This window comes from Roseisalinus antarcticus (genome assembly GCF_900172355.1).
Taxonomy (GTDB): domain Bacteria; phylum Pseudomonadota; class Alphaproteobacteria; order Rhodobacterales; family Rhodobacteraceae; genus Oceanicola; species Oceanicola antarcticus_A.
Window position 1 is genome coordinate 86,214 of the sequence record NZ_FWFZ01000012.1, and the last position, 19,779, is coordinate 105,992.

The 19,779-nt window shown below is 66.5% G+C and carries 18 protein-coding genes and 2 pseudogenes; 7 read left to right on the forward strand and 13 right to left on the reverse strand.

Going from position 1 to position 19,779, the window contains the following annotated elements; genetic code table 11:
* From ROA7023_RS12740 to ROA7023_RS12800, 13 genes are all read right to left on the reverse strand, one after another.
* Positions 1–621: a thiamine pyrophosphate-dependent enzyme gene (locus ROA7023_RS12740; RefSeq protein WP_085879424.1), complete on the reverse strand. Its 621-nt coding sequence runs from the start codon at positions 619–621 to the stop codon at positions 1–3.
* Positions 618–1,157, reverse strand: a complete 540-nt coding sequence (locus ROA7023_RS12745) for a thiamine pyrophosphate-binding protein (RefSeq protein WP_085879442.1) — start codon at positions 1,155–1,157, stop codon at positions 618–620. The genes ROA7023_RS12740 and ROA7023_RS12745 overlap by 4 nt, the downstream gene beginning before the upstream one ends.
* A 197-nt stretch (positions 1,158–1,354) precedes the next feature.
* Entirely contained in the window at positions 1,355–3,097 is a 1,743-nt protein-coding gene (locus ROA7023_RS12750; RefSeq protein WP_085879425.1) for a thiamine pyrophosphate-binding protein, read from the reverse strand.
* Positions 3,094–3,915, reverse strand: coding sequence for an NAD(P)-dependent oxidoreductase (locus ROA7023_RS12755; RefSeq protein WP_085879426.1), 822 nt, complete (start codon positions 3,913–3,915; stop codon positions 3,094–3,096). The genes ROA7023_RS12750 and ROA7023_RS12755 overlap by 4 nt, the downstream gene beginning before the upstream one ends.
* A gap of 63 nt (positions 3,916–3,978) precedes the next feature.
* Entirely contained in the window at positions 3,979–4,518 is a 540-nt protein-coding gene (locus tag ROA7023_RS12760; protein WP_085879427.1) for a tripartite tricarboxylate transporter TctB family protein, read from the reverse strand.
* The gene (locus ROA7023_RS12765) at positions 4,515–5,969 is read right to left on the reverse strand and encodes a tripartite tricarboxylate transporter permease (RefSeq protein WP_159458503.1); all 1,455 of its coding nucleotides are present in this window, start codon (positions 5,967–5,969) and stop codon (positions 4,515–4,517) included. Before ROA7023_RS12765 ends, ROA7023_RS12760 begins: the two co-directional genes overlap by 4 nt.
* 141 nt (positions 5,970–6,110) lie before the next feature.
* Entirely contained in the window at positions 6,111–7,163 is a 1,053-nt protein-coding gene (locus ROA7023_RS12770) for a Bug family tripartite tricarboxylate transporter substrate binding protein (protein ID WP_085879429.1), read from the reverse strand.
* A gap of 325 nt (positions 7,164–7,488) precedes the next feature.
* The gene (locus ROA7023_RS12775; protein ID WP_085879430.1) at positions 7,489–8,559 is read right to left on the reverse strand and encodes an AbrB family transcriptional regulator; all 1,071 of its coding nucleotides are present in this window, start codon (positions 8,557–8,559) and stop codon (positions 7,489–7,491) included.
* Between the two features lie 37 nt (positions 8,560–8,596).
* Positions 8,597–9,025: a PaaI family thioesterase gene (locus tag ROA7023_RS12780; RefSeq protein WP_085879431.1), complete on the reverse strand. Its 429-nt coding sequence runs from the start codon at positions 9,023–9,025 to the stop codon at positions 8,597–8,599.
* A gap of 17 nt (positions 9,026–9,042) precedes the next feature.
* A complete protein-coding gene (locus ROA7023_RS12785; protein WP_085879432.1) occupies positions 9,043–10,557 on the reverse strand; it encodes a class I adenylate-forming enzyme family protein in 1,515 nt (504 codons plus the stop codon).
* Positions 10,554–11,555 (reverse strand): quinone oxidoreductase family protein, encoded by a 1,002-nt coding sequence (locus tag ROA7023_RS12790; protein WP_085879433.1) that lies wholly within the window; start codon positions 11,553–11,555, stop codon positions 10,554–10,556. Before ROA7023_RS12790 ends, ROA7023_RS12785 begins: the two co-directional genes overlap by 4 nt.
* Before the next feature lie 201 nt (positions 11,556–11,756).
* The gene (locus tag ROA7023_RS12795) at positions 11,757–12,725 is read right to left on the reverse strand and encodes a beta-ketoacyl-ACP synthase III (protein ID WP_085879434.1); all 969 of its coding nucleotides are present in this window, start codon (positions 12,723–12,725) and stop codon (positions 11,757–11,759) included.
* 271 nt (positions 12,726–12,996) lie between these two features.
* Positions 12,997–13,698, reverse strand: coding sequence for a GntR family transcriptional regulator (locus ROA7023_RS12800; RefSeq protein WP_200812507.1), 702 nt, complete (start codon positions 13,696–13,698; stop codon positions 12,997–12,999).
* A 338-nt stretch (positions 13,699–14,036) separates the two neighbouring features.
* Here ROA7023_RS12800 and ROA7023_RS25100 point away from each other — a divergent pair.
* From ROA7023_RS25100 to ROA7023_RS23845, 7 genes and pseudogenes are all read left to right on the forward strand, one after another.
* A pseudogene (locus tag ROA7023_RS25100) lies at positions 14,037–14,921 on the forward strand (mandelate racemase/muconate lactonizing enzyme family protein).
* Between the two features lie 28 nt (positions 14,922–14,949).
* On the forward strand, positions 14,950–15,117 hold the full coding sequence (locus ROA7023_RS24820; RefSeq protein WP_200812509.1) for a hypothetical protein: 168 nt from the start codon (positions 14,950–14,952) through the stop codon (positions 15,115–15,117).
* Positions 15,118–15,125: 8 nt separating this feature from the next.
* Positions 15,126–16,187, forward strand: coding sequence for an ABC transporter substrate-binding protein (locus tag ROA7023_RS12810; protein WP_200812510.1), 1,062 nt, complete (start codon positions 15,126–15,128; stop codon positions 16,185–16,187).
* A complete protein-coding gene (locus tag ROA7023_RS12815) occupies positions 16,177–17,109 on the forward strand; it encodes a carbohydrate ABC transporter permease (RefSeq protein WP_085879435.1) in 933 nt (310 codons plus the stop codon). Before ROA7023_RS12810 ends, ROA7023_RS12815 begins: the two co-directional genes overlap by 11 nt.
* Before the next feature lie 4 nt (positions 17,110–17,113).
* Complete coding sequence (locus ROA7023_RS12820; RefSeq protein ID WP_085879436.1) at positions 17,114–17,947, forward strand: carbohydrate ABC transporter permease; 834 nt, start codon at positions 17,114–17,116, stop codon at positions 17,945–17,947.
* A 6-nt stretch (positions 17,948–17,953) separates the two neighbouring features.
* Positions 17,954–19,009 (forward strand): ABC transporter ATP-binding protein, encoded by a 1,056-nt coding sequence (locus ROA7023_RS12825; RefSeq protein ID WP_085879437.1) that lies wholly within the window; start codon positions 17,954–17,956, stop codon positions 19,007–19,009.
* A gap of 257 nt (positions 19,010–19,266) precedes the next feature.
* Positions 19,267–19,416 (forward strand): annotated as a pseudogene (locus tag ROA7023_RS23845) (IS5/IS1182 family transposase); the annotation flags it as partial.
* Between the last annotated feature and the right edge of the window lie 363 nt (positions 19,417–19,779).

Sequence of the window (19,779 nt, forward strand, 5' to 3'; positions counted from 1 at the left end):
TCAGCCCTCTTTGTCCGGCGGGGCGATACCGCTCATGAAGTTGAGGCGGATCTTGACCGGGTCGCGGTCGGTGGTGCCCGCCGGCTTGGTCATGTCGATGCGCGCCGCGATCAGACGCGGGCCCGTGGTGCCTCCCAGCGCCTCGTCGACCAGGCTTTCGAAATGCGCCTCGTCCGCCGCCCAGGTGCTGTTGGTCAGGCCGGCCCCGCGGGCCATCGCGACGATATCCGCGCCGGTGGCGGTCAGCGATTTCTGCCCGCCGGTGATGTGGAAGGCCTCGTTGTCCCAGACGATCACGCAGAGGTTCGCAGGCTCGACGGTGGCGATGGTCGCCAGCGCGCCCACCTGCATCAGCAGAGAGCCGTCGCCCTCGAGCGCGAAGACCATGCGGTCCGGCTGCGCCACCGCGACGCCCAGCGCGATGGGCGCGGCAAGCCCCATACTGCCCAGCATGTAGAAGTTCTGCGGCCGCTGGCCGCTGGCCCAGAGATCCCAGTTCGTATGGCCGATCCCGCCGACAACGGCTTCGTCCTTGTGAAGCCGCGCGACCAGCCGCTGGGTGAGGTCGGTGCGGTTCATGACCTTGGCGGCGCCGCGCTCGGTGTTGCTGATCGTGGTCATTGGGCTGCTCCCGCCCGGGGCCGCTTGGTCAGCAGCGGCGACAGGATGATCGCGGCGGGCGATCTCGTGGCGAAGGCCTGGCGGATCATGCTGTCCACGACGAAGGGGACGTGGTCATGCTCTTCGATGGTGTGGTGCTCGATCCCGATGGATTGCAGCACCGGGCGCATGGTCTTGCAGACGATGGCCTGCCCGATCTGGAATTCGCCCAGGATACCGCGCTCCGAGATCATCATCACCACCGGGATCTGGAACGGGACCACCAGCGAGGCGAGCGCGTTCGGCAGGGTCGCAAAGCCGCTGGTCTGCATCAGCACGATGCCGCGGCGCCCGGCCATGTAGGCGCCCGCCACGATGGCAACGGCCTCTTCCTCGCGGGCCGGGCAGATCACGGTGAAATAGGGGTCCGCGTGAAGGGCGTCGATCAGCTCGCGCAGCACGTTGTCGGGAATGTAGGTCACGAGATCGACCTCGTTCTCCTTGAGAACGCGGATCACAGTCTCATGCCAAGGCTCGGCTCCATCATCGCGTGACACGTTGTTTCTGCCCTTTCTGCCGATTGACCTGTTCAAGGCTCCATCGTCTTGTTCGTTTTTAGGTCACTAAATTTGCTGCAACAAATTCTTAATTTTGACTCATTGATTGATCGTTCCGATAGATAGCCCCTCCGGCCTGTGTGTCATGGCCGCCGCCCGGCGCGCGGGCGGCACCTGGTGCGCCGGTGGCCCTCCGCTCAGGTGAGCTGGGTGACCACGTCGACCAGCGCGGGCCGGCCGGTTTCCAAAACATGCGCCGCGGCCCGCGCGACTGCGTCGCGGACGGCCTCCGGATCGGTGATCGGCCCTTCCGCCCACCAACCCTGCGCCTTGGCGATGGTGGCGAAATCCGGCGCGGGGCCGTCGATCTCCATCCCGATATAGGCGTTCTCGACGGGCCGGTCGCGCTGGATAGCCACGTGTTCCTGGTGCGCCCAGTCGTTGTAATAGGCGCGGTTGTTGACCATCACGACCAGCATAGGGATCTCGTAATAGGCCGCGACCCAGAGCGTGCCGAGGTCGAACATCAGATCACCGTCGGGCTGCAGGTCCACGACCAGTTTCCCCGACCCCTTGTGGGCAAGCGCGACACCCAGCGAGATGCCGATCTGCGTCGCGGTGCCGAGGCTGTCGCCGGGGTGGCGGTAGGGTTTGTCGAAATCCCAGATCTTGCGGGCCCAGCCGCGGCAGGTGCCGGCGGTCAGCACCCAGTCGTGGTCCTTGACGGCCTCCCAGACGTCGCGGGCCAGCCGCCCGGTGGAGACCGGAGAGATCCCGTCGTCCTTCGCCGCCTCGTCCTGCCAGGATTGCCAGCGGGCGGCGTGCGTGTCCGCAAGCTCGGCCCGGCGCGTGGTGCGCCTGTCGGCGTCGTCGGCGCTCGCCCCGGCCGCCAGCGTCCGGCACCGGGCGACCAGCTCCGGCAGGGCGGAGGACGTATCGCAGGTGACGTCGAGCGCCAGTTGCTTCAACCGGCCGAAATCATGCGACCAGCCACGGATGCCGATGTCGCCGAAGCCCATGGCCATGCACCGCGCCTCGGGCGCGAGTTTCGACGTCAACGCCCGGGTCGCCGTATCGACGCCGGTGATCGCGGGCTCTCCGTCCTTGCAGTCGAGGAACAGGACCAGGTCGGCCTCCGAGACCGCGTCGGTGCCGGTGACGTTCAGCGGATGCCGGTTGGGCATGTTCAGGCGGTTGCCCATGTCGATGACCCCGGCGGCACAAAGCCCGGCCAGTTCCGGGATCAGGTCGAACGCCTTCGGGTCGCGCCCGGCGAAGCCCGCGACGACGACCGGCCGTTTCGCCGACATCAGCGCCGCGGCAAGCTGGTCCAGGGCGGCGGGGTCGGCGCCCGCGGGCGTCGGTACAGAATAGAGGCCCGGCGCCGGCGCCGAGACGGGGCTGTCGAGCGTCTGCTCCTGCAGGTCGGCGTCGAGCGAGACATAGACCGGCCCCTCCGGCCCCGATTGCGCGATGTTCCAGGCGCGGGTGAGTGATTCGATGACCGCCTCGGGCGAGCGCGGCTCGTCATCCCATTTGACGTAGTCGCGGACGGCGTTCCCCTGCACGTTCGCGCTGTGGAACCAGTCGATCGAAGGGCGCCGCCGCGCGGTATCCGCCGGCCCCGATCCGCCGAGGATCAGCATCGGCACCCGGTCGTGGAAGGCGTAATAGACCCCCATCGTGGATTGCAGCAGCCCCACGAGGTCGTGCACCGCGACGGCCATCGGCCGGCCGGTGACCTTGGCATAGCCATGCGCCACGCCGATCGCCGTCTTCTCGTGCTGGCAGCAGATCAGCGGCGGTCCCCCGCCGTCCCAGTTGACCAGGGAATCGTGAAGCCCCCGGAACGACGCCCCGGGGTTGAGGCTGATATAGGGCACGCCGAAGCCGCGAATGACCTCGACCATCAGGTCCGAGCCGTACTTTTCGGCGGTCATCGGATGAATTCCTCTGGCGTGCCCGCCGCGCGCATGATCGGCTTGACCTGCTCGCGCAGAAGCGCGGCGAGCGGCAGGGTCATCCCGGCGCGGTCGCCCATTTCGAGGACGATCTGCATGTCCTTGTGGGCCCAGGGGATCTTGTTCATGTCCGCCCAGTTCTCCAGCGGCCAGTTCTTGCCGCTCGATTTCAGCAGGGCGGGGATCAGCCGCTCGTGGCTGACGCCGTGTTTCTCGGCGATGGCCAGCGCCTCGTGGTCGGCCGCGAGCGCGGCCCAGAGCAGCATGTTGTTGATCGCCTTGCCGACCATGCCGGTGCCGATCTTGCCCAGGTGATGGATGTCCGTGCCGCAGGCCTCCATCACCGGGCGGACACGCTCCAGATCCGCCTCGTCGCCACCGACGAGCCACAGCAGATAGCCGCCCTGGGCGCCGATTTCGCCCTGACAGACCGGCGCGTCGAGAAAGGCGACGTTGCGCTCCTGACAGCGGGCGGCGAGGGTCTCCGCCTCGGTCGGCTTGATCGTGCTGGAGACGACGATGACAGCGCCCGCGCGGGCGCTGGACAGGATGCCGTCGTCGCCGCAGATCGCCGCCTCGACCTCCTCGAAGAAACCGGGGATGACGAAGATGACGTCGGAATTGGCGGCAACCTCGGCGGGCGAGGCGCGGCCGGTCCCGCCGTGGGATTCGACCTCGCGGACCCCGACCTCGACCGGATCGTAGACCGAGACGTCGTATCCCGCGGCGAGGATGTGGCGGCACATGGGGCGGCCCATGCGCCCCGCGCCGATGAAGCCAACCTTGATGTCGCTCATGATGTCACTCCGATTGTCGTCTGGGCCAGCGCCCTCAGGAATTGTCTTGCGGGGCAGATGCACTCAGGGAAACAGGATGCCCTCGGGCAATGGCAGGCTGAGTAGCTGCACGAAGAGAAGATGCACCGCCCCCATCAGCACGCCGACATAGATCACCCCGAAGATCAGCGAGCGGTGCCCGACAATCTTGAGGTAGCCGATGCCGAAGACCACGAGGGTCACGACGATGCCGAACAGGGACAGCACCGTGAAGAAGATCACGAGGCACAGCAGCGCCTCGCCCCAGGCGCGTCCGTTCGCGGTCGCGAAGGCGCCGGGTGGGGGCTCGTCCAGGTCGCCGCCGCCGTCGGCCTCGTCTGCGGCGGGGGTCTCCTCCGTGGTGGCGGGCGGCGGAACCAGCGCCGCCATGACCATGAAGACGAGCTTCAGGATCAGCAGCCCGATGGCGAGCCCGCTGAGGACCATGGGGAACATCGCCGCGTCCGGGGGCCAGCTGCGGGCGGCGAGGAACGCCGTCGACATGATGCCCAGCACCGCCAGGGTGATGATCCATTCGGCGTAGGCGTCGACCCGCCCGCCGGTGGAGTCCGTATCCGAGGTCATTGCACCGCCCTCTTGTTCTTGAATGTCTTCCAGCTTTGCAGGCCCGCGCGGAAGAAGATCAGCGCCATGAGCGCCCCGAAGCCCATCACGATCGGCCGCGTTACCCAGTCCCAGCCGAACAGCGCCTGCGACAGGAAGAAGTAGCGTTCGCAGATGTCGCCCAGCACGAGCCCCAGCAGAAGCGGGACGACCGGCCAGCGGAAGCGCTGGCAGATAACCCCGACGGCGGCGGCGACAAGCATCACCCAGACGTCGAACAGGCTGTTGCTGTTGGCATAGGACCCGAGCACGACCAGCGCCAACAGGAACGGCGCAAGCAGCGGCCCGCTGACCATGGTCAGGCGCGACAGCGGCGCGATGATCGGGATGGTGATCAGCAGAACGATCACGTTGGCGATGATTGTCACCCAAATCATCGAGAAGGTGACGTCGAGGTGCTCGGTCAGCATCGCTGGGCCGGGGTCGATCCCGACGATCAGGAAGGCGGTCAGCACGATGGTGGTGCTGACGCTGCCCGGCAGCCCGAACGAGATCATCGGGATCAGCGATCCGCCGTCCTTGGCATTGTTGTTGCCGCTGGCGGCGAGCAGGCCCTCGATGCTGCCCTTGCCGAACTTCTCGGGCTCGCGCGAGCTTTGCTTGGCATGACCGTAGGCGATGAACTGGGCGACAGACCCGCCGACGCCCGGCACCACGCCGACACCCGCGCCGATCAGGCCGGCCTGCACCACGGTTTTCCAGTGGATGAAGGCGTCGGCAAAGCCCTTCAGAATCCCGGATGTGCTGCCGGCCGCCTTGCGGGTCGAGATGCTCTTCTTGCTGAGCATCAGCTCCAGGATCTGCGGGCCGCCGAACAGGCCGATGACGATCGGCACGATCCCGATGCCGTCCCACATCTCGAGCATCCCGAAGGTATAGCGCGGGACCGATGTCTGCGGGTCGAGGCCGACCAGAGAGATCAGGATCCCCGCCGAGGCCATGATGAGCCCCTTCAGCATCGAGCCGTCGGACAGGATCGCGATGAAGGTCAGGCCCACCAGGGCCAGCATCAGGAATTCGGGGGGACCGAAGGCCAGCACCACCGGTCGGATGATCGGGATGGCGAGCACGATCAGGACGGCGCCGATCAACGCACCCATCAGGGACGCCATGAGCATCGCGCCGATCGCGCGCCCGGCCTCACCGGCCTTTGCCATGGGGTGGCCGTCAAGGACGATTGCCGCGGCCGTCGCCTCCCCTGGTATCCCGAATAATATGGAGGTGATCCCGCCGGCGGTCGTCGTCACCACCAGCGTGCTGAGCAGGAAGCAGAAGGTCTCGATCGGGGTCATGCCGAAGGTGAACGGCAACATCAGCGCAAGGGCCACGGGCCCGCCAAGCCCCGGAAGGATCCCGACCACCATGCCGATTATGATGCCGATCATCATCAGGCCGAAGGCGCCGGGGCTCATGATCTGAACCAACCCGGATATCGCTGCTTCCAACATTTAATCTGGCCCTTTGTCGCGTGCGAGGCATGTCGCGTGTGAGACGTGGCCGGGTCGCCGCTTCGGGCGACCCGGTTCAGGTGTCCTCGGGCAATCGAACCGGGATCAGTTCGAGTAGGACTCGATCAGCAGATCGGCGTAGTCCTGCGGGACGTTCCCCGTCAGGCTGACGATCGTCTCCTGGAGATCGGCACCGCTGATCGGGGCCACGGGCCGGTTGATCTCGGCGGATTCGGCCAGGAAGGCCTCGTCCACCACGGTCGCATCGAAGGCGTCCCGCAGGCAGGTCAGGCGATCCTCAGGGATGCCCGGAGGCCCGGCGATGGCCCGGCCACCGGCCACGAGGTCCGCATGGGCCTTGACCAGGGCAAGGTTGTCGCCCTCGAGATACTCGCCGATCGGCGTCAGATCCGGGAAGTCGGGATCGGCATTGTCGTCGAACAGCCAGAGGATGCTGGCGGATTCGGCTGCAGCCGCCTGGCGGGCGCCGCTGTAGGACGAGGTGAAGAGGTCGAGCTCACCCCGGGCCAGCGACGAATAGACCTCGGGCGCACCCGAGAAGCCGACCACGATATTGGAATCCAGATCGAAGACCTTGGTCAGAATCTGCGCCTCGATGTAGTCGATGTCGCCGACACCCGAAGACCCGATCCGCACCGGACGCTCGGCCGAGATGGCCTGGATCGCCTCGGGCGACGCGATGTCGCTGCCGAAACCGACGGCGACCACGTCCGGCTCGCCGGAAACGCGGCCGATCCATGAGAACTCCGCACTTTCGAAGCCCACACCGGCGGCGCCGCCCAGCTCTGCGGTCAGCATGCCGCTGGTGGACATGACCTGCAGCATCAGGCCATCGGGATCGGCGGCCCAGGTCTGGTTGGTGGCGAGCATGCCACCCGCGCCGGGCTGGTTGCGGACGATCATGCTATCGGCGCCGAGGATCGGGCCCATGTATTTGGCCACGAGGCGACCGTAGGCGTCAAAGCCGCCGCCCGGGTTGAAGGGCACCACCAGCTCGACCGTCTGGCCCGAAAAGAAAGAACAATCGGTCTGCGCCGAGACTGCCCCCGGCAGAATGGCCACGGCGCTGAGAATCGCCGCCGCGCAAGCCGAAGATTGGAATTTGCCGCTGCCGGCTGCGTCATTGTACTGGAACATCGCTTTTTCCCCGTGGGTATCCTGTTGCAATTTGACCGAAGCTCGCCCCGCATATCGCTTGCGTTATCGGTCAGGTCAGGTCGTCGTTCTGCGGGACCAGCCGTAGGATCGTATTTTCAATATGCGCGCAGTTTCTCACCACACAAATAAATAATTTAGTATGATTATGCCGGATTTTGTTATCAATCGGTTTTGGAGGGTGGCCTGCCGGGCGGGCTGAACCGGGCCCGCCTGGTCTCGCGGGCCCACCCCTAAATCTCTGTTTATTAAATGCTTTTACCGCTCTCCCGGCCCACGGCGGAAACGCCGACCGGGCGGGCTCAGGTCACCGGGAGCGCCGCCCGATCACCCCGGCCAACGGGGGCACGAAAGCCAGGACCAGCAGGAACCGAAGCATCTGCATCGTCATCACGAAGCCCATATCCGCGCCACCCGAGGCGGAAAGGACGGCGACCATGTCCACGCCCCCGGGGCTGGTCGCGAGGTAGGCCGTCAGCGGGTCCACGCCGTGGAACACCACCAGCCAGGCGGCCACGCCCGCGCAGGCGCCCAGCAGCAGCAGGGAACTGAGAAGGATCGCGGGCATCACCGACAGCGCGTGCATCACAAGCGGCCGGGTGAACCGCAGACCGATTCGCCAGCCCAGAAGGGTGTAGACCCCGAACAACAGCGGCGCCGGCAGCCGAAGGTCCAGCCACCCCAGATGGCTGAGCAGCAGGCCGCCCGCGAGCGGAAAGACCAGGGCCATGGACTTGATGCCGGTGATGCGGGCCACCGCCGGGCCGGCAAGCGCCAGCACCAGCGTCTCGCAGACCGCGATCCAGTCCAGCGGGGCGGCCACCGCCTGCGCGGTGGCCGTGGCCGCGGGCTCGTGACCGATGGCCCAGGTGACGGCGGTCGCGATGATCGCGATCAGGACCAGCCGGAGATACTGCATGAAGGCCACGGTCTGCGCATCGGCGCCGGCATTTTCCGCCATGAAGGTCATCATCGTGGCGGCACCGGGGCTCAGCCCCCAGACCACGGTCGTTCCGGGCAGGATTTTCGCGGCAGTCAGGATCCAGCCAAGCGCCAGCGCGGTCACGAAAAGGCAGATCGCCGAGATCAGGAAAACCGGCCATTGCGAGACGAGGCCCACCGAGGTGTCCAGCGGCATCGCGTTCGCGATCAGGGTGCCCAGCACGCCTTGGCCGATGAGCGACCAGGTGTTCGTGATCCGCAGCGTCCCGCCGAAGACCGTGAAGAAGATGCCGGCGATCATCGCGCCGATCAGCCAAGCGGCCGGGAACGACACCAGCAGCAGCGCCGAGATCATGACGGAGGACATCGCCCCCAGGATCAGCCATTGCCAGGGCCGCGCGAGAGGCTGCCGCCCGGCGGGGTCGGGCCGGGTCATCGCGGAACCGCCCCTTCCCGCAGACCAGGCAGCCCGGTCATCCCGGCGGCCGCGGCGCCATGAAGGTCCCCCGGGCACTGGCCAGCAGCTTGTCGTCGAGGTCGTGGACGGTCGCCTCGGAGGTCGAGATCTGGCGACCCGCCTTGATGACACGGCCCTTGGCGATCAGGTCGCCCTTCTTGGCAAGCCGGTGGTAGTCGACGCGCAGGTCCACGGTCGGCGCGGGGCCGCCGTGATGCTCCACCAGGGCGAAATTCGCGGCGAAATCCAGCAGTGCGGCCAGGATGCCCCCCTGGGTCTGGCCGATCTTGGGGTTGGCCACCCATTCCGGCCGCCACGTGGCGCGCAGCGTGATTTCTCCGTCCTTCAGGTCGAGGATCTCGAGCCCGAGCCAGGACAGGAAGGCGCTCTTTTCGACGATCGCCTGGACATCGGCGGCCGTCATCGGGTTTGCGGCATCGCTCATACTGTCTTCCTTTCGGGCTAGCTCCGATTTTCCTTCAGGCGCACGGCCTCGGATTCAAGCCGGCGGCGGTCGATCTTGCCGACGCCAGTCATCGGCAGCTCCGGCAGGAAAATGACCTTGCGCGGATGCTGATAGGGCGGAGCGTTCTCGAGGACGTATTGCTTGATCGCCGCCTCGTCCAGGTCGGACCCGGCCTGGCGCACGACGAAGGCATAGGGCACGGTGTGCTTGATCTCGTCCGGGGCGGGGACGACCACGGCCTGGTCCACCTCCGGCAGCCGCTCAATCACCAGCTCCACCTCGGCGGGATAGATGTTGTGGCCGCTGGAGGTGAACATGTCGTCGGACCGGCCGACGAAGAAATACCAGCCCTCCGCGTCGCGCCGCAGGATGTCGCCGGTGTTGAACCAGCCGTCGGCATCCATGCGCTTGTTGTATTCCGCGTCGTTCTTGGCGTAGCCGCTCATCATGCCGGGGCCGCGGACGTGCAGCACGCCGAAATCTTCGCTTTCACCGTCCACCAGCCGGAACTCGTTGCCCGGCATTGGGTATCCGACGGAATGGCGCGGCCGCTTGCCGCTCTCGGGATGGCTGCCGAAAAGCGCGGCGCTGGTCTCGGTGATGCCGAAGATCAGGTTGATGCTGGCATTGGGAAAGAGCTCGGCGACATTGTCGATCAGCTCGTCCGACGCCGGGGCGCCGCCGATGGTCGCCAGCCGCACGAAGGAATAATCCTGCCCCGCGATCAGGTCGCGTTGGCGCAGGATCAACGCGAAGATCGTGGGCACGCCGCCCAGGATCGTCGTCTTGAAGGTGTTGATCGCCTGCACGAAGCTCCGCGCCTCGAACTTGCGCATCAGCACGACGGTCGAGCCGCCGTGCAGGACGCATTTGATCGAGTTCATCGCGTGCTTGTGATAGAGCGGCGCGGCCACGAGCATCCGGTCTTCGGGCGAGAAATGCCGATCCTCGGAAATGGTCCTGGCCACCCAGGTATGCGCCCGGTGCGAAAGCAGGACGCCCTTGGGCCGACCCGTCGAGCCCGAGGTATAGGCGTGGAAAGCGACGGAGTCCGCGTCGGGCTGGAACGGCTCGAACGGCCCGAAATCCTTGAACGTCGAAAGCCCGTCGTCGCCGTCGTCATCCACCAGGACGCCGGGCACGTCCGCGGGCAGATTGCCGGCCAGCCCGGTTTCACAGAACACAATGGAGACGTCGGAATTGTCGATGATCCAGTGGATCGTGTCGGCCGAGTTGAGGATGCCCATCATCACCGGCACCACGCCCGCGCGCATCGCGCCGTAGAACACCTCCAGGAATTCGACCCGGTTGGAACAATACACCCCGACGGTGTCGCCGGGCCCGAGCCCCCGCGCCACAAGGCCCCGTGCGACGGCATCGCAGGAGGCGTGGAAGGTCGGGTAGTCGATCTGCCGCGGGTTGTCCGGGTCCGACAGGTCGACGACCGCGATATGGCCCGGCTCGGTGAACTTGGCGCCGAGACAGCCGAGGTTCTGGACAGGGCCGGTCATGGCGTCACGATCACCTTGCCGAACACCTGCCGGTTCTCCATCAGGCCGATCCCTTCGACCGCGCGTTCCAGCGGCAGCAAGGTCTCGATCACCGGCTCCAGCCGCCCGGACGCCACATGATCGAGGCAGGCGCGGATGTCGTCGGGCACATAGGCGCGGCTGCCGATGATCTCGGTCTCGCGGTGCCACAGGAAGCGCACGTCGATCTCGCACTCATGGCCCGCGGTGGAGCCGCAGGTCAGGATCCGGCCGCCTTTCGCCATGCTGCGCTGGGTTTCGATCCAGGTGTCGCCGCCGGTGAAGTTCACCGCCACGTCGACGCCGGTCTTGCCGGTCGCCGCCCAGACCGCCTTGGAGAACTTCGGCTCGTCGGAATAGTTGATGATGTGGTCCGCGCCGAGCGCCTGAAGCTTGCGGCCCTTCTCTTCGGTCGAGGTGCAGGCGAAGACCTCCATCCCGACCATCTTGGCGAACTGGATGCAGGACACGCCGACACCGCCGCTGGCGCCGAGGATGAGGATCTTCTCGCCCTTCTGGACATGGCCGCGGGTGAACAGCATCCGGTGGCTCGTGCCATAGGCGATCGGCAGCGCCGCCGCCTGCTCGAAGCTCACGCCCTCGGGGATCTCGATCAGCTGCTCTTCGTCGACAGAGATGTATTCGCAGAGACCGCCGTTGCCGTTCTCGCCCAGCACGCCGCCCTTCGGGAAGCGCGGAAACAGGGCGACCTTCTTGCCGACCCAGGACGGGTCTGTGCCGGCGCCCACGCTGCGGACGATGCCGGCGATGTCGCCGCCCGGAATCCGGGGCATCTTGGTGGGCATGCCCGGCATGCCGTGCATGACGAAGACATCCATGTAGTTCAGGCCGCAAGCCTTGACCTCGACCAGGGCGTGACCGTCCTCGGCTTCGGGACGGGGCCAGGTATCGAGCTTGAACTGATCGAGACCGCCGTGAGCCTGCAAAGCGACGACACGCATCGTGGGGCTGTTGGACATGAAGGCCTCCCGAATTCGATTGCGGATTGAGTTCACCCTGCGATAGGCGATCGCTGCCACCTAGGCAAATTGATAAATTTCGATCATTATTACTATTTATTGATAAGTCCGCCGGGCGGTCCGGGGCCGGAAAGCCCTGGCAACGCGCTTGCCGGGGCCTGATTCATCGGGCCGGATGTGGTGGGAATCGCTCCGAGGAAGCTACCAGCGCAGGACGGCCGCGCCCCAGGCAAGCCCGCCGCCGATGGCGACGGAAACCACCAGGTCGCCCGGCTTGATCTGGCCGCGCTCGACCCCGACCGACAGGGCCAGCGGGATGGACGCGGCCGAGGTGTTGCCGTGTTCCTGGATGGTGACGACGACCTTGTCCATCGACACGCCCAGCTTTTCCGCGAGGGGCTGGATGATGCGGATGTTGGCCTGGTGCGGCACGACCCAGTCGATGTCCTCCGGCGCCAGCCCGGCCTTGGCCAGCGCCGTGCCGGCGGTCGCCGAGAGCTTTTCCACCGCGTGACGGAAGACTTCCTTGCCCTGCATCCGCAGCACGCCGGACGAGCCCGTGGAAATGCCCCCGTCGACATAAAGCAGGTCGCGGTAGCGCCCGTCGGAATGCAGGTCGGTGGACAGGATGCCGCGGTCCTCGGGGGTACCCTCGCCCTCGGCCGCTTCCAGCAGGACTGCGCCGGCGCCGTCGCCGAACAGCACGCAGGTGGAGCGGTCGGTCCAGTCCATGATCCGGCTGAAGGTCTCGGCCCCGATCACCAGGATCCGGTCGGCCTGGCCAGACAGGATGATCGCGTTGGCGTTGGCCATCGCATAGACAAAACCCGCGCAGACCGCCTGGACGTCGAAAGCGAAGCCGTTGGTCATTCCCAGGGCATTTTGCACCATGGTCGCCGCCGAGGGAAACGTCAGGTCCGCCGTCGAGGTCGCGAGCACGATCACGTCGACCTCCGAGGCATCCACACCGGCCATGGCAAGCGCACGGCGCGCGGCCTCGGTGGCCAGCATCGACGTCGTCTCGCCCTCGGCCGCGAAGTGCCGCCGCTCGATCCCCGAGCGGGAGCGGATCCAGGCGTCCGACGTCTCCAGCGTGTTTTCGAATTCCGCGTTCGGAACCACGCGCTCCGGCAGGTAATGCCCGACCCCCTTGATGACAGCCCGTCTCACTTTGTGTCGTCCTTGACCTGCCCCAATCCGCCGTTGTCCGGGTACGGTCGCGCTGCGCCGCCGAGGGTACCCTGGCCGAAGTCCGTTAACGAAATCCCGCTTGGGTGACGCGATAGGTCAGATTCCCGCGATCTGCAACTCTGGCGACCGCCCAACTGCGCTGGAATCCCCGGGGCTCGCCGCGCTGCTGGCCCGGGACACCGGCCGCGAATGTGAGGGCGCACCTTGCCCGAGGCGCTTGCCGGTTGGGCTCGCGCTACTGAACGGCCGGTCAGGACAGACCCATATGGCGGGCCAGCGCCTGGTCGAGATGGGCCTTGAGCGCGGCATCGGCCCGCTCCAGGTCGCGGTCGGCGCAGGCGACGAGCACGGCGATATGCTCGTCCACCGAATGCAGCGCCAGCGGCGGTGTCATCCGACGGTCGAGCCGCACCAGCCGCAGATAGTGCCGGATCCGACGGTGGCTCGAATCGATCAGCGGGTTCTGAAAGCTGCCGACGATGAGCTCGTGCAGCTTCTCGGCCTCTTCCAGCCCCGCAAGCTCTGCCGCGCCCAGTCCGTTGTCGCGAATCCGCCCAGCCAACGCGCGCTGACGGTCAAGCTCTTCCGCTATGGTCTCGTCCTGGGCGGTTTCGGCGAAGAATCGCACCGCCGGCCGTTCGATGATGCTGCGGAACTGGTAGGTGGAGCGGGTAAGCTCCAGCCCCGGCCGCACGAACTCGATGCCCGAGCGGGGATGGATCTTCAGCATGCCCTCGGTTTCCAGCACCCGCAGCGCGTCGCGCAAGGGCGCAACCGGAATGTCCAGCAGATCCACGAGCTTGGACTGCGAGACGAAGGCGCCCGCCGGCAGTTTCCGCGCGAAAAGCCCCTCCAGGATCCGCTCGTAGGCGACATCGCTCAGGCGTTTCTGCGGGGCCTGTCCGTCACCCCGGCGCGACGTTGGTGCTTGCGCCTCTTCGTAATCTGTCAAACTAACATCTTCATCTGATATATCAGTTGGGCCAAGTAGACCATCAATCAATGACACTGGCAGATTTTCAAATCACGCGCTACCAGTTCCGAGGCGACCGCCCCATCGGCGACAGCCAGGTCCGGTCAGAGGTCGTCCATGTCGCGGCGCTCGAGCTGATCGACGATGCGGGGCGCAGCGGCCTGGCCTTCATCCAGTCGCTGTTCGTGACCCTGCCGTCGCAGACGGAGCTGGAGCGTCTGTTCGCCGCCGAATGGTGGCCGGCGCTGCAGGGGCGGCCCGCCGCCGGGCTGGTGCACAAGGTCGGCAAGCCGCGCGGCGGCCGGAACCGGCCCGCGATGCTGCCCGCCGGCGAGGCGGTGCAGGTCGCGCTCTGGGATCTCTTCGGCAAGCAGATGGACATGCCGCTCTGGCGGCTGCTGGGCGGGGAGGAAGACCGTGCTTCTGTGCCCTGCTACGCCTCGGGCCTCGATTTCCACCTGGACGACGATGCCTTCTGCGAGCTTTTCGGCACTGCCGACGCGCTGGGCTACAGCGCCTTCAAGATCAAGGTCGGCCACGCCGATTTCGACCGCGACCTGCACCGGCTCGACCTCTTGCGCCGCAGCGTGCGCAAGGGCGCGACTGTCATGATCGACGCCAACGAGGCGTGGGGCGCGAAAGAGGCCCTGATGAAGATCTAGGCGATCCAGGCGGCGGGCCACGACCTGCTGTGGGTCGAGGACCCGATCTGCCGCGACGATTTCGAGGGGCTGCACATGCTGCGCGCCGCGACGCCGCGCACCATGATCAACTCCCGCGAATACCTTGGCGCCAGCGGCAAGCGGGCGCTGATGATGGCCGGTGGCACCGACATCCTGAACGTGCATGGCCAGGTCACCGACGTCATGCGCGTGGGGTGGCTCGCGGCCGAGATGTCGATCCCGGTCACCGTCGGCAACACCTTCCTCGAGGTCGGCGTGCATGCCGCCTGCGCCCTGCCCGAGGTGGGCTGGCTCGAATACTCGTTCCAGAACTTCGACCACCTCGTCGACGAACCGATGCGCATCTCAGAGGGCCGCATTCACGCCCCCGAACGGCCCGGTCACGGGCTGGTGCTGAACGAGGCCACCCGAACCCGCGACGCGATGCCCGAGATCCTGCCCGATGCGCAGCTTGGTCCCGCGCCGCCGAACCCGAGGCTCACCCCGCCGCCCCACGCGGCGCATTCACGAACGGCCTGACCGGCCGCACATATCTGGGAGGATACCTATGACACGCAACATGTTGACCGCTTCGGCGATCGCCCTCGCCACGGCCCTTCCGGCCGCCGCGCAGGAGCTGACGATCTGGGATTGGAAGTCGGGCGATCCGGTCGCCTCCAGCTACTACGACGCGGTGCGCGCGCCCTTGCCGTCAGCCACCCGGCCGTCGAGCTGAATTTCGTCATGCAGCCCAATGACCAGTACTACACGCTGCTGGGCACCGCGCTCAGCTCCGGTCAGGGGCCCGACCTGTTCCTGCTGAACGGCGGTGCGCAGGCCCGTGCGCGGATGGACGCGCTGACCGATGTGACCGCCAGCGCCGACGGCCTGGTCGGCCTTGCCGAGTTCGAAAGCCCCGAGGGCGCCGTCATGGCCCTGCCGATCACGATCCAGGGCTTCGTCGTCTACTACAACAAGGCCCGCTACGAAGAGGCCGGCCTCGACCCCGACGCCCCGCCGCAGACCTGGGAAGAGCTCGTCTCCGTCTGCGAGGCGATCACCGCAGCGGGTGAGGTGCCCTGCTTCTCGCTGGGCAACAAGGAAGGCTTTGCGGCGGAATTCTTCCTGTCGGCCATCGCCGCCTCGACCCTGACGGACGAACAGCACTCGGCCTTCGCCGCGGGCGATCTTGCGTGGTCGAGCCCCGAGATCTCCGAAATCCTGTCGCTCTGGGTCGAGACCAACGACATGGGCTGGTATCCGCGCGGTGCCAATTCAACCGCCAAGTTCATGGATGAATACGAGCAGTTCATGCGCGGTGACGCGGCCAACACCATCGGCCTTCTGTCCGACGTGGCCCACTGGAAGCAGTTCGAGGATTTCCTCGGCGCCGAGGGCCTGGGCGTCTACCGCCACCCGGCGCCCGACATGGTCTCCGACCACCCGATGATGCCCGTGGCGGGCGGCATCGGCTACGGCGTGAACGCGGCCTCGGCGAAAGCCGATCTCGCGCTGGAGCTGGCGCAGACGCTGGCCGCGGCCGGGCCGATCCAGACCTTCGTCAACGACGCGGGCGTGGTGCCGGCCAACACGATGGTCGACACCTCGGGCCTGTCGAGCCCCGCCGCCGGCACCATCCTCGGCTGGCTCGACGGGTCCAGCGCCCAGATGGCCCATGCCAACGTCACCGCCGAGGAACTGGCCGAGTGGCACCGCCAGTCGCAGCTTCTGCTGAACGGCGAGACCACCGTCGCGGACGCCGCCGCGCGGATGGACGAGGTTCAGGCCGCGGCCCATGGCGGCTGATCCGGCCCGGACGACCGCCCGGCCGGGCGCGGCGCCCCGTCGCCGCCGCGTCCGGCCCGGCGCACGGGAGGAGCGTCGCTTTGCGGCGCTCTTCCTGCTGCCAGCCGTGTTGCTGGTGGTGGTCTTCCGCATCTGGCCGCTGGCCTGGGGCTTCTGGCTGTCGCTGACCGACGCCGAGGGCCTGGCAGAACCGAATTTCATCGGGCTCGAAAACTACGTCGAGATGGCGGGCGACCCGAATTTCCTCGCCTCGATGAAGAACACCGGCATCCTGCTGCTGACGCTGCCTGTGTGGATCATGCTGCCGATGATCCTGGCCACGCTCATCCACCTCGGCGTTCCGGGCGGCAAGCTCTACCGGTCGGTCTATTTCTTTCCCGCCGTGCTGTCGTCGGTCATCGTGGGCTCCATCTTCAACGTGGTGCTGCGCTATGACGGGGCACTGAACGCGGGGCTCGAGTTCTTCGGCATCCCCGCTCTGGACTGGCTGGGCAACGGGTCGACGGCGCTCTTGTCGCTTATCACCGTGCAGCTTTGGGCCACCTTCGGGATGAGCCTTCTGATCTTCCTCGCCGGTCTCGCCACAGTCTCGCAAGAGATGATCGAGGCGGCGCGGCTCGACGGCGCGAAGCTCTGGGCGCTCTGGGCCTTCATCATCCTGCCGTCGCTGCGGCCGATCATCGAATTCGTGGCGGTGGTCACCACCATCGGCGTTCTGACCAACATGTTCGGCCTCATTTATGTGCTGACGGCGGGCGGGCCCGGCACCGCGACCACGCTGCCCGAATTCCTGATCTGGCTCGAACAGGGGCAGATGAACCGCCCCGGCTATGCCGCGGCACTCTCCATGGTGCTGTTCGTGCTGATGGCCGGGATCGCCTGGATCCAGATCCGCATCATGTCGCGCAACTCGGGGATATAGCACCATGGCCCGCACCAGCCACCGCGAGCGCAGGTTGCTCCGGATCCTGTCGATCCCGATGTTCCTGCTGGCGCTCACCTGCGTCTACCCGATCTTCTTTTCGGTGAACAACGCGCTGAAGACCAACCGCAACTACATCCTCGACCGGTTCGGCGTGGTGTCAGATTTCACCTTCGACAACTTCGTGCAGGCCTGGACCCGGTCGAACCTCGACAGCTACTTCTGGAACTCGGTGATCGTCACCGTGGGCGCTGTGGCGCTCCTGCTGCTGGTGTCGTCGCTGGCGGGCTTCGCACTCGCCGTGCTGCGGTTTCCCATGCGCAAGCTGGTGTTCATCGTGATCCTCGCGTCGCTGATGATCCCGGTGCAGGTGGTGCTGGTGCCGTTCTACCAGACCATCATCGGGCTGGGGCTGCTCAACACCCGCATCGGCCTGATCCTGAGCTACACGGCGTTCTTCCTGCCCTTCTCGGTCTACCTGATGACGGCCTTCTACGCCGGCTTGCCCCGCGAACTGGTCGAGGCCGCGCGGATCGACGGGGCCAGGCTGTTGCAGGTCTGGTGGACCATCATGCTGCCGCTGGGCAAGCCCGCGCTTATCACGCTGGGCATCCTCAACACGCTTTATTGCTGGAACGACGTGCTGATTTCGCTGCTGGTGCTGCAGGACGAACGCACGCTGATGGTCGGCATCGCCGCGCTGCGCGGGGAATACACCACCAACGTGCCGCTTCTGTCGGCGGGCATCGTGCTGGCCGCGGCCCCCATCGTCATCCTCTACGTCGTCTTCCAGCGCCGCATCGTCAACGGCATCGCCGTCGGCGCTGTCAAAGGATAGGACCAGATGTCCCAGATCGAACTTCATTCCGTCAGCAAGGCCTTCGCGGGCGTTCAGGTGATCCACGACGTGGACCTCAAGGTGAACACCGGCGAGCTGGTGGTTTTCGTCGGCCCCTCGGGCTGTGGCAAGTCCACGCTGTTGCGGATGATCGCCGGGCTGGAGGAGATCACCGCCGGCGAGCTGGAAATCGGCGGCAGGAACATGACCGAGGCAGAGCCCTCGGACCGCGGCATCGCCATGGTGTTCCAGTCCTACGCGCTTTATCCGCACATGTCCGTGGCCGACAACATGGGCTTCAACCTGCGCATGTCGCGTCGGCCCAGGGCCGAGATCGCCGAGAAGGTCGCGAAGGCCGCCGAGATCCTGCAGCTGACCGAGCTTCTGGACCGCAAGCCCGCGGCTCTGTCGGGCGGCCAGCGCCAGCGTGTCGCCATCGGTCGGGCCATCGTGCGCGTTCCGCAGGTGTTCCTGTTCGACGAGCCGTTGTCGAACCTCGACGCCGAACTGCGGGTGCAGACCCGGGTGGAGATCGCCAAGCTGCACGCGCAGCTCGGCAACACGATGATCTATGTCACCCATGACCAGACCGAGGCCATGACCCCCGCGAACCGCATCGTCGTGCTGCGCGCCGGGCGGGTAGAGCAGGTTGGCAAGCCCGTCGACCTCTACGAGGACCCCGACAACGCCTTCGTCGCCGGTTTCATCGGCTCGCCACGGATGAATTTCCTCGACGCCCGCGTCACCGGCCCCGCCGAGGTGGAGGTTGCCGGCGTCACCGTTCCCCTGTCGCTCGCTTCGACGCTGACGGTCGGGGACCGGCTCTCCTTCGGCATCCGGCCCGAGCATCTGGGCGAGGGCGGCTCCGTCGCGCTGCCCTGCGAGGTCGACCTGGCCCAGCGCCTTGGCGCCACGACCTACATCCACGGCGCATTGTCGAGCGGCGAGCGTGTGGTGGCGGAACAACGCAAGGGTCTGGCCGAGGGGGCAAGCCAGATCGACCTGCAGTTCGATCCGACCTTCGGGCGGCTCTTCGGGGCGGACGGCCTGCGCATCCGCTGACCCCCCCCGGTCCGAAGACCCACGGATGACGGTGTCGGCGGGCACGCCCTTTCACAGGTCGGTCGGCTGCGTCCTAGGCTCATTGCGACTGGCGTGGGCCAGACTGGAACGTGCCGGACCTCAGCCAGCATTGACATCGCCAGTCCTTGCCCTGGTGGAGCGGGGCCCCGGAACCCCATGGCCGATGCCACCGGGATCAAGGACGAGGACGAGGACGAAGCCGGGAGGAGCGCCCGACGGCGGAAACCAGTGTTGGACGGGGCGGTCGCGCAGAAACGAAGTGGGACCGCGTCAAACTGCTTGGCCAGGGCCTCACCGCCCGGGACTTCGACCGGCAGGTGGCGAAGCTGCAGGTCCGGATCGCGGCGCTCAACCGATACGCCGGTCTCGGATTACCTGTCGGATAGGTCCGCCCGGGGAACCGGGAGGCACGATCACATCCCAGTTTGCGCAAGGAACCCGCCGGAAGCCTCGAAAACGGCCCACCGCCCCGTTCATGGGCCAGGCAAGCAATCCGGCGACACGGACGGGCAGCGTTCACATATGCCTTTCGGCTCGGATCATCCGATGCCTGGAAGGTCGGTCTGCTGTTGATGTCAATCGCCCCGACAGGCAGGTGAACTGCACTATCCCGACCGAGGTAGTCGCCCGTGAATTCCTCGATTATGCGGCTACGCGGCGATCAGCTGTTGCGCTGTACGGCGTCGTCGGATTGCCGACGTTGTAGAGACGGCAGAGGATCCAGACGAAAAGCAACCTGATCCAGGCTG

Coding starts and splice junctions, on each gene's coding strand:
- ROA7023_RS12740 (WP_085879424.1), bottom strand. CDS start 621: ATGACCACGATCAGCAACACCGAGCGCGGCGCCGCCAAGGTCATGAAC.
- ROA7023_RS12750 (WP_085879425.1), bottom strand. CDS start 3,097: ATGACCGCCGAAAAGTACGGCTCGGACCTGATGGTCGAGGTCATTCGC.
- ROA7023_RS12755 (WP_085879426.1), bottom strand. CDS start 3,915: ATGAGCGACATCAAGGTTGGCTTCATCGGCGCGGGGCGCATGGGCCGC.
- ROA7023_RS12760 (WP_085879427.1), bottom strand. CDS start 4,518: ATGACCTCGGATACGGACTCCACCGGCGGGCGGGTCGACGCCTACGCC.
- ROA7023_RS12765 (WP_159458503.1), bottom strand. CDS start 5,969: ATGAGCCCCGGCGCCTTCGGCCTGATGATGATCGGCATCATAATCGGC.
- ROA7023_RS12770 (WP_085879429.1), bottom strand. CDS start 7,163: ATGTTCCAGTACAATGACGCAGCCGGCAGCGGCAAATTCCAATCTTCG.
- ROA7023_RS12775 (WP_085879430.1), bottom strand. CDS start 8,559: ATGACCCGGCCCGACCCCGCCGGGCGGCAGCCTCTCGCGCGGCCCTGG.
- ROA7023_RS12780 (WP_085879431.1), bottom strand. CDS start 9,025: ATGAGCGATGCCGCAAACCCGATGACGGCCGCCGATGTCCAGGCGATC.
- ROA7023_RS12785 (WP_085879432.1), bottom strand. CDS start 10,557: ATGACCGGCCCTGTCCAGAACCTCGGCTGTCTCGGCGCCAAGTTCACC.
- ROA7023_RS12790 (WP_085879433.1), bottom strand. CDS start 11,555: ATGTCCAACAGCCCCACGATGCGTGTCGTCGCTTTGCAGGCTCACGGC.
- ROA7023_RS24820 (WP_200812509.1), top strand. CDS start 14,950: ATGACACGCAACATGTTGACCGCTTCGGCGATCGCCCTCGCCACGGCC.
- ROA7023_RS12810 (WP_200812510.1), top strand. CDS start 15,126: ATGCAGCCCAATGACCAGTACTACACGCTGCTGGGCACCGCGCTCAGC.
- ROA7023_RS12815 (WP_085879435.1), top strand. CDS start 16,177: ATGGCGGCTGATCCGGCCCGGACGACCGCCCGGCCGGGCGCGGCGCCC.
- ROA7023_RS12820 (WP_085879436.1), top strand. CDS start 17,114: ATGGCCCGCACCAGCCACCGCGAGCGCAGGTTGCTCCGGATCCTGTCG.
- ROA7023_RS12825 (WP_085879437.1), top strand. CDS start 17,954: ATGTCCCAGATCGAACTTCATTCCGTCAGCAAGGCCTTCGCGGGCGTT.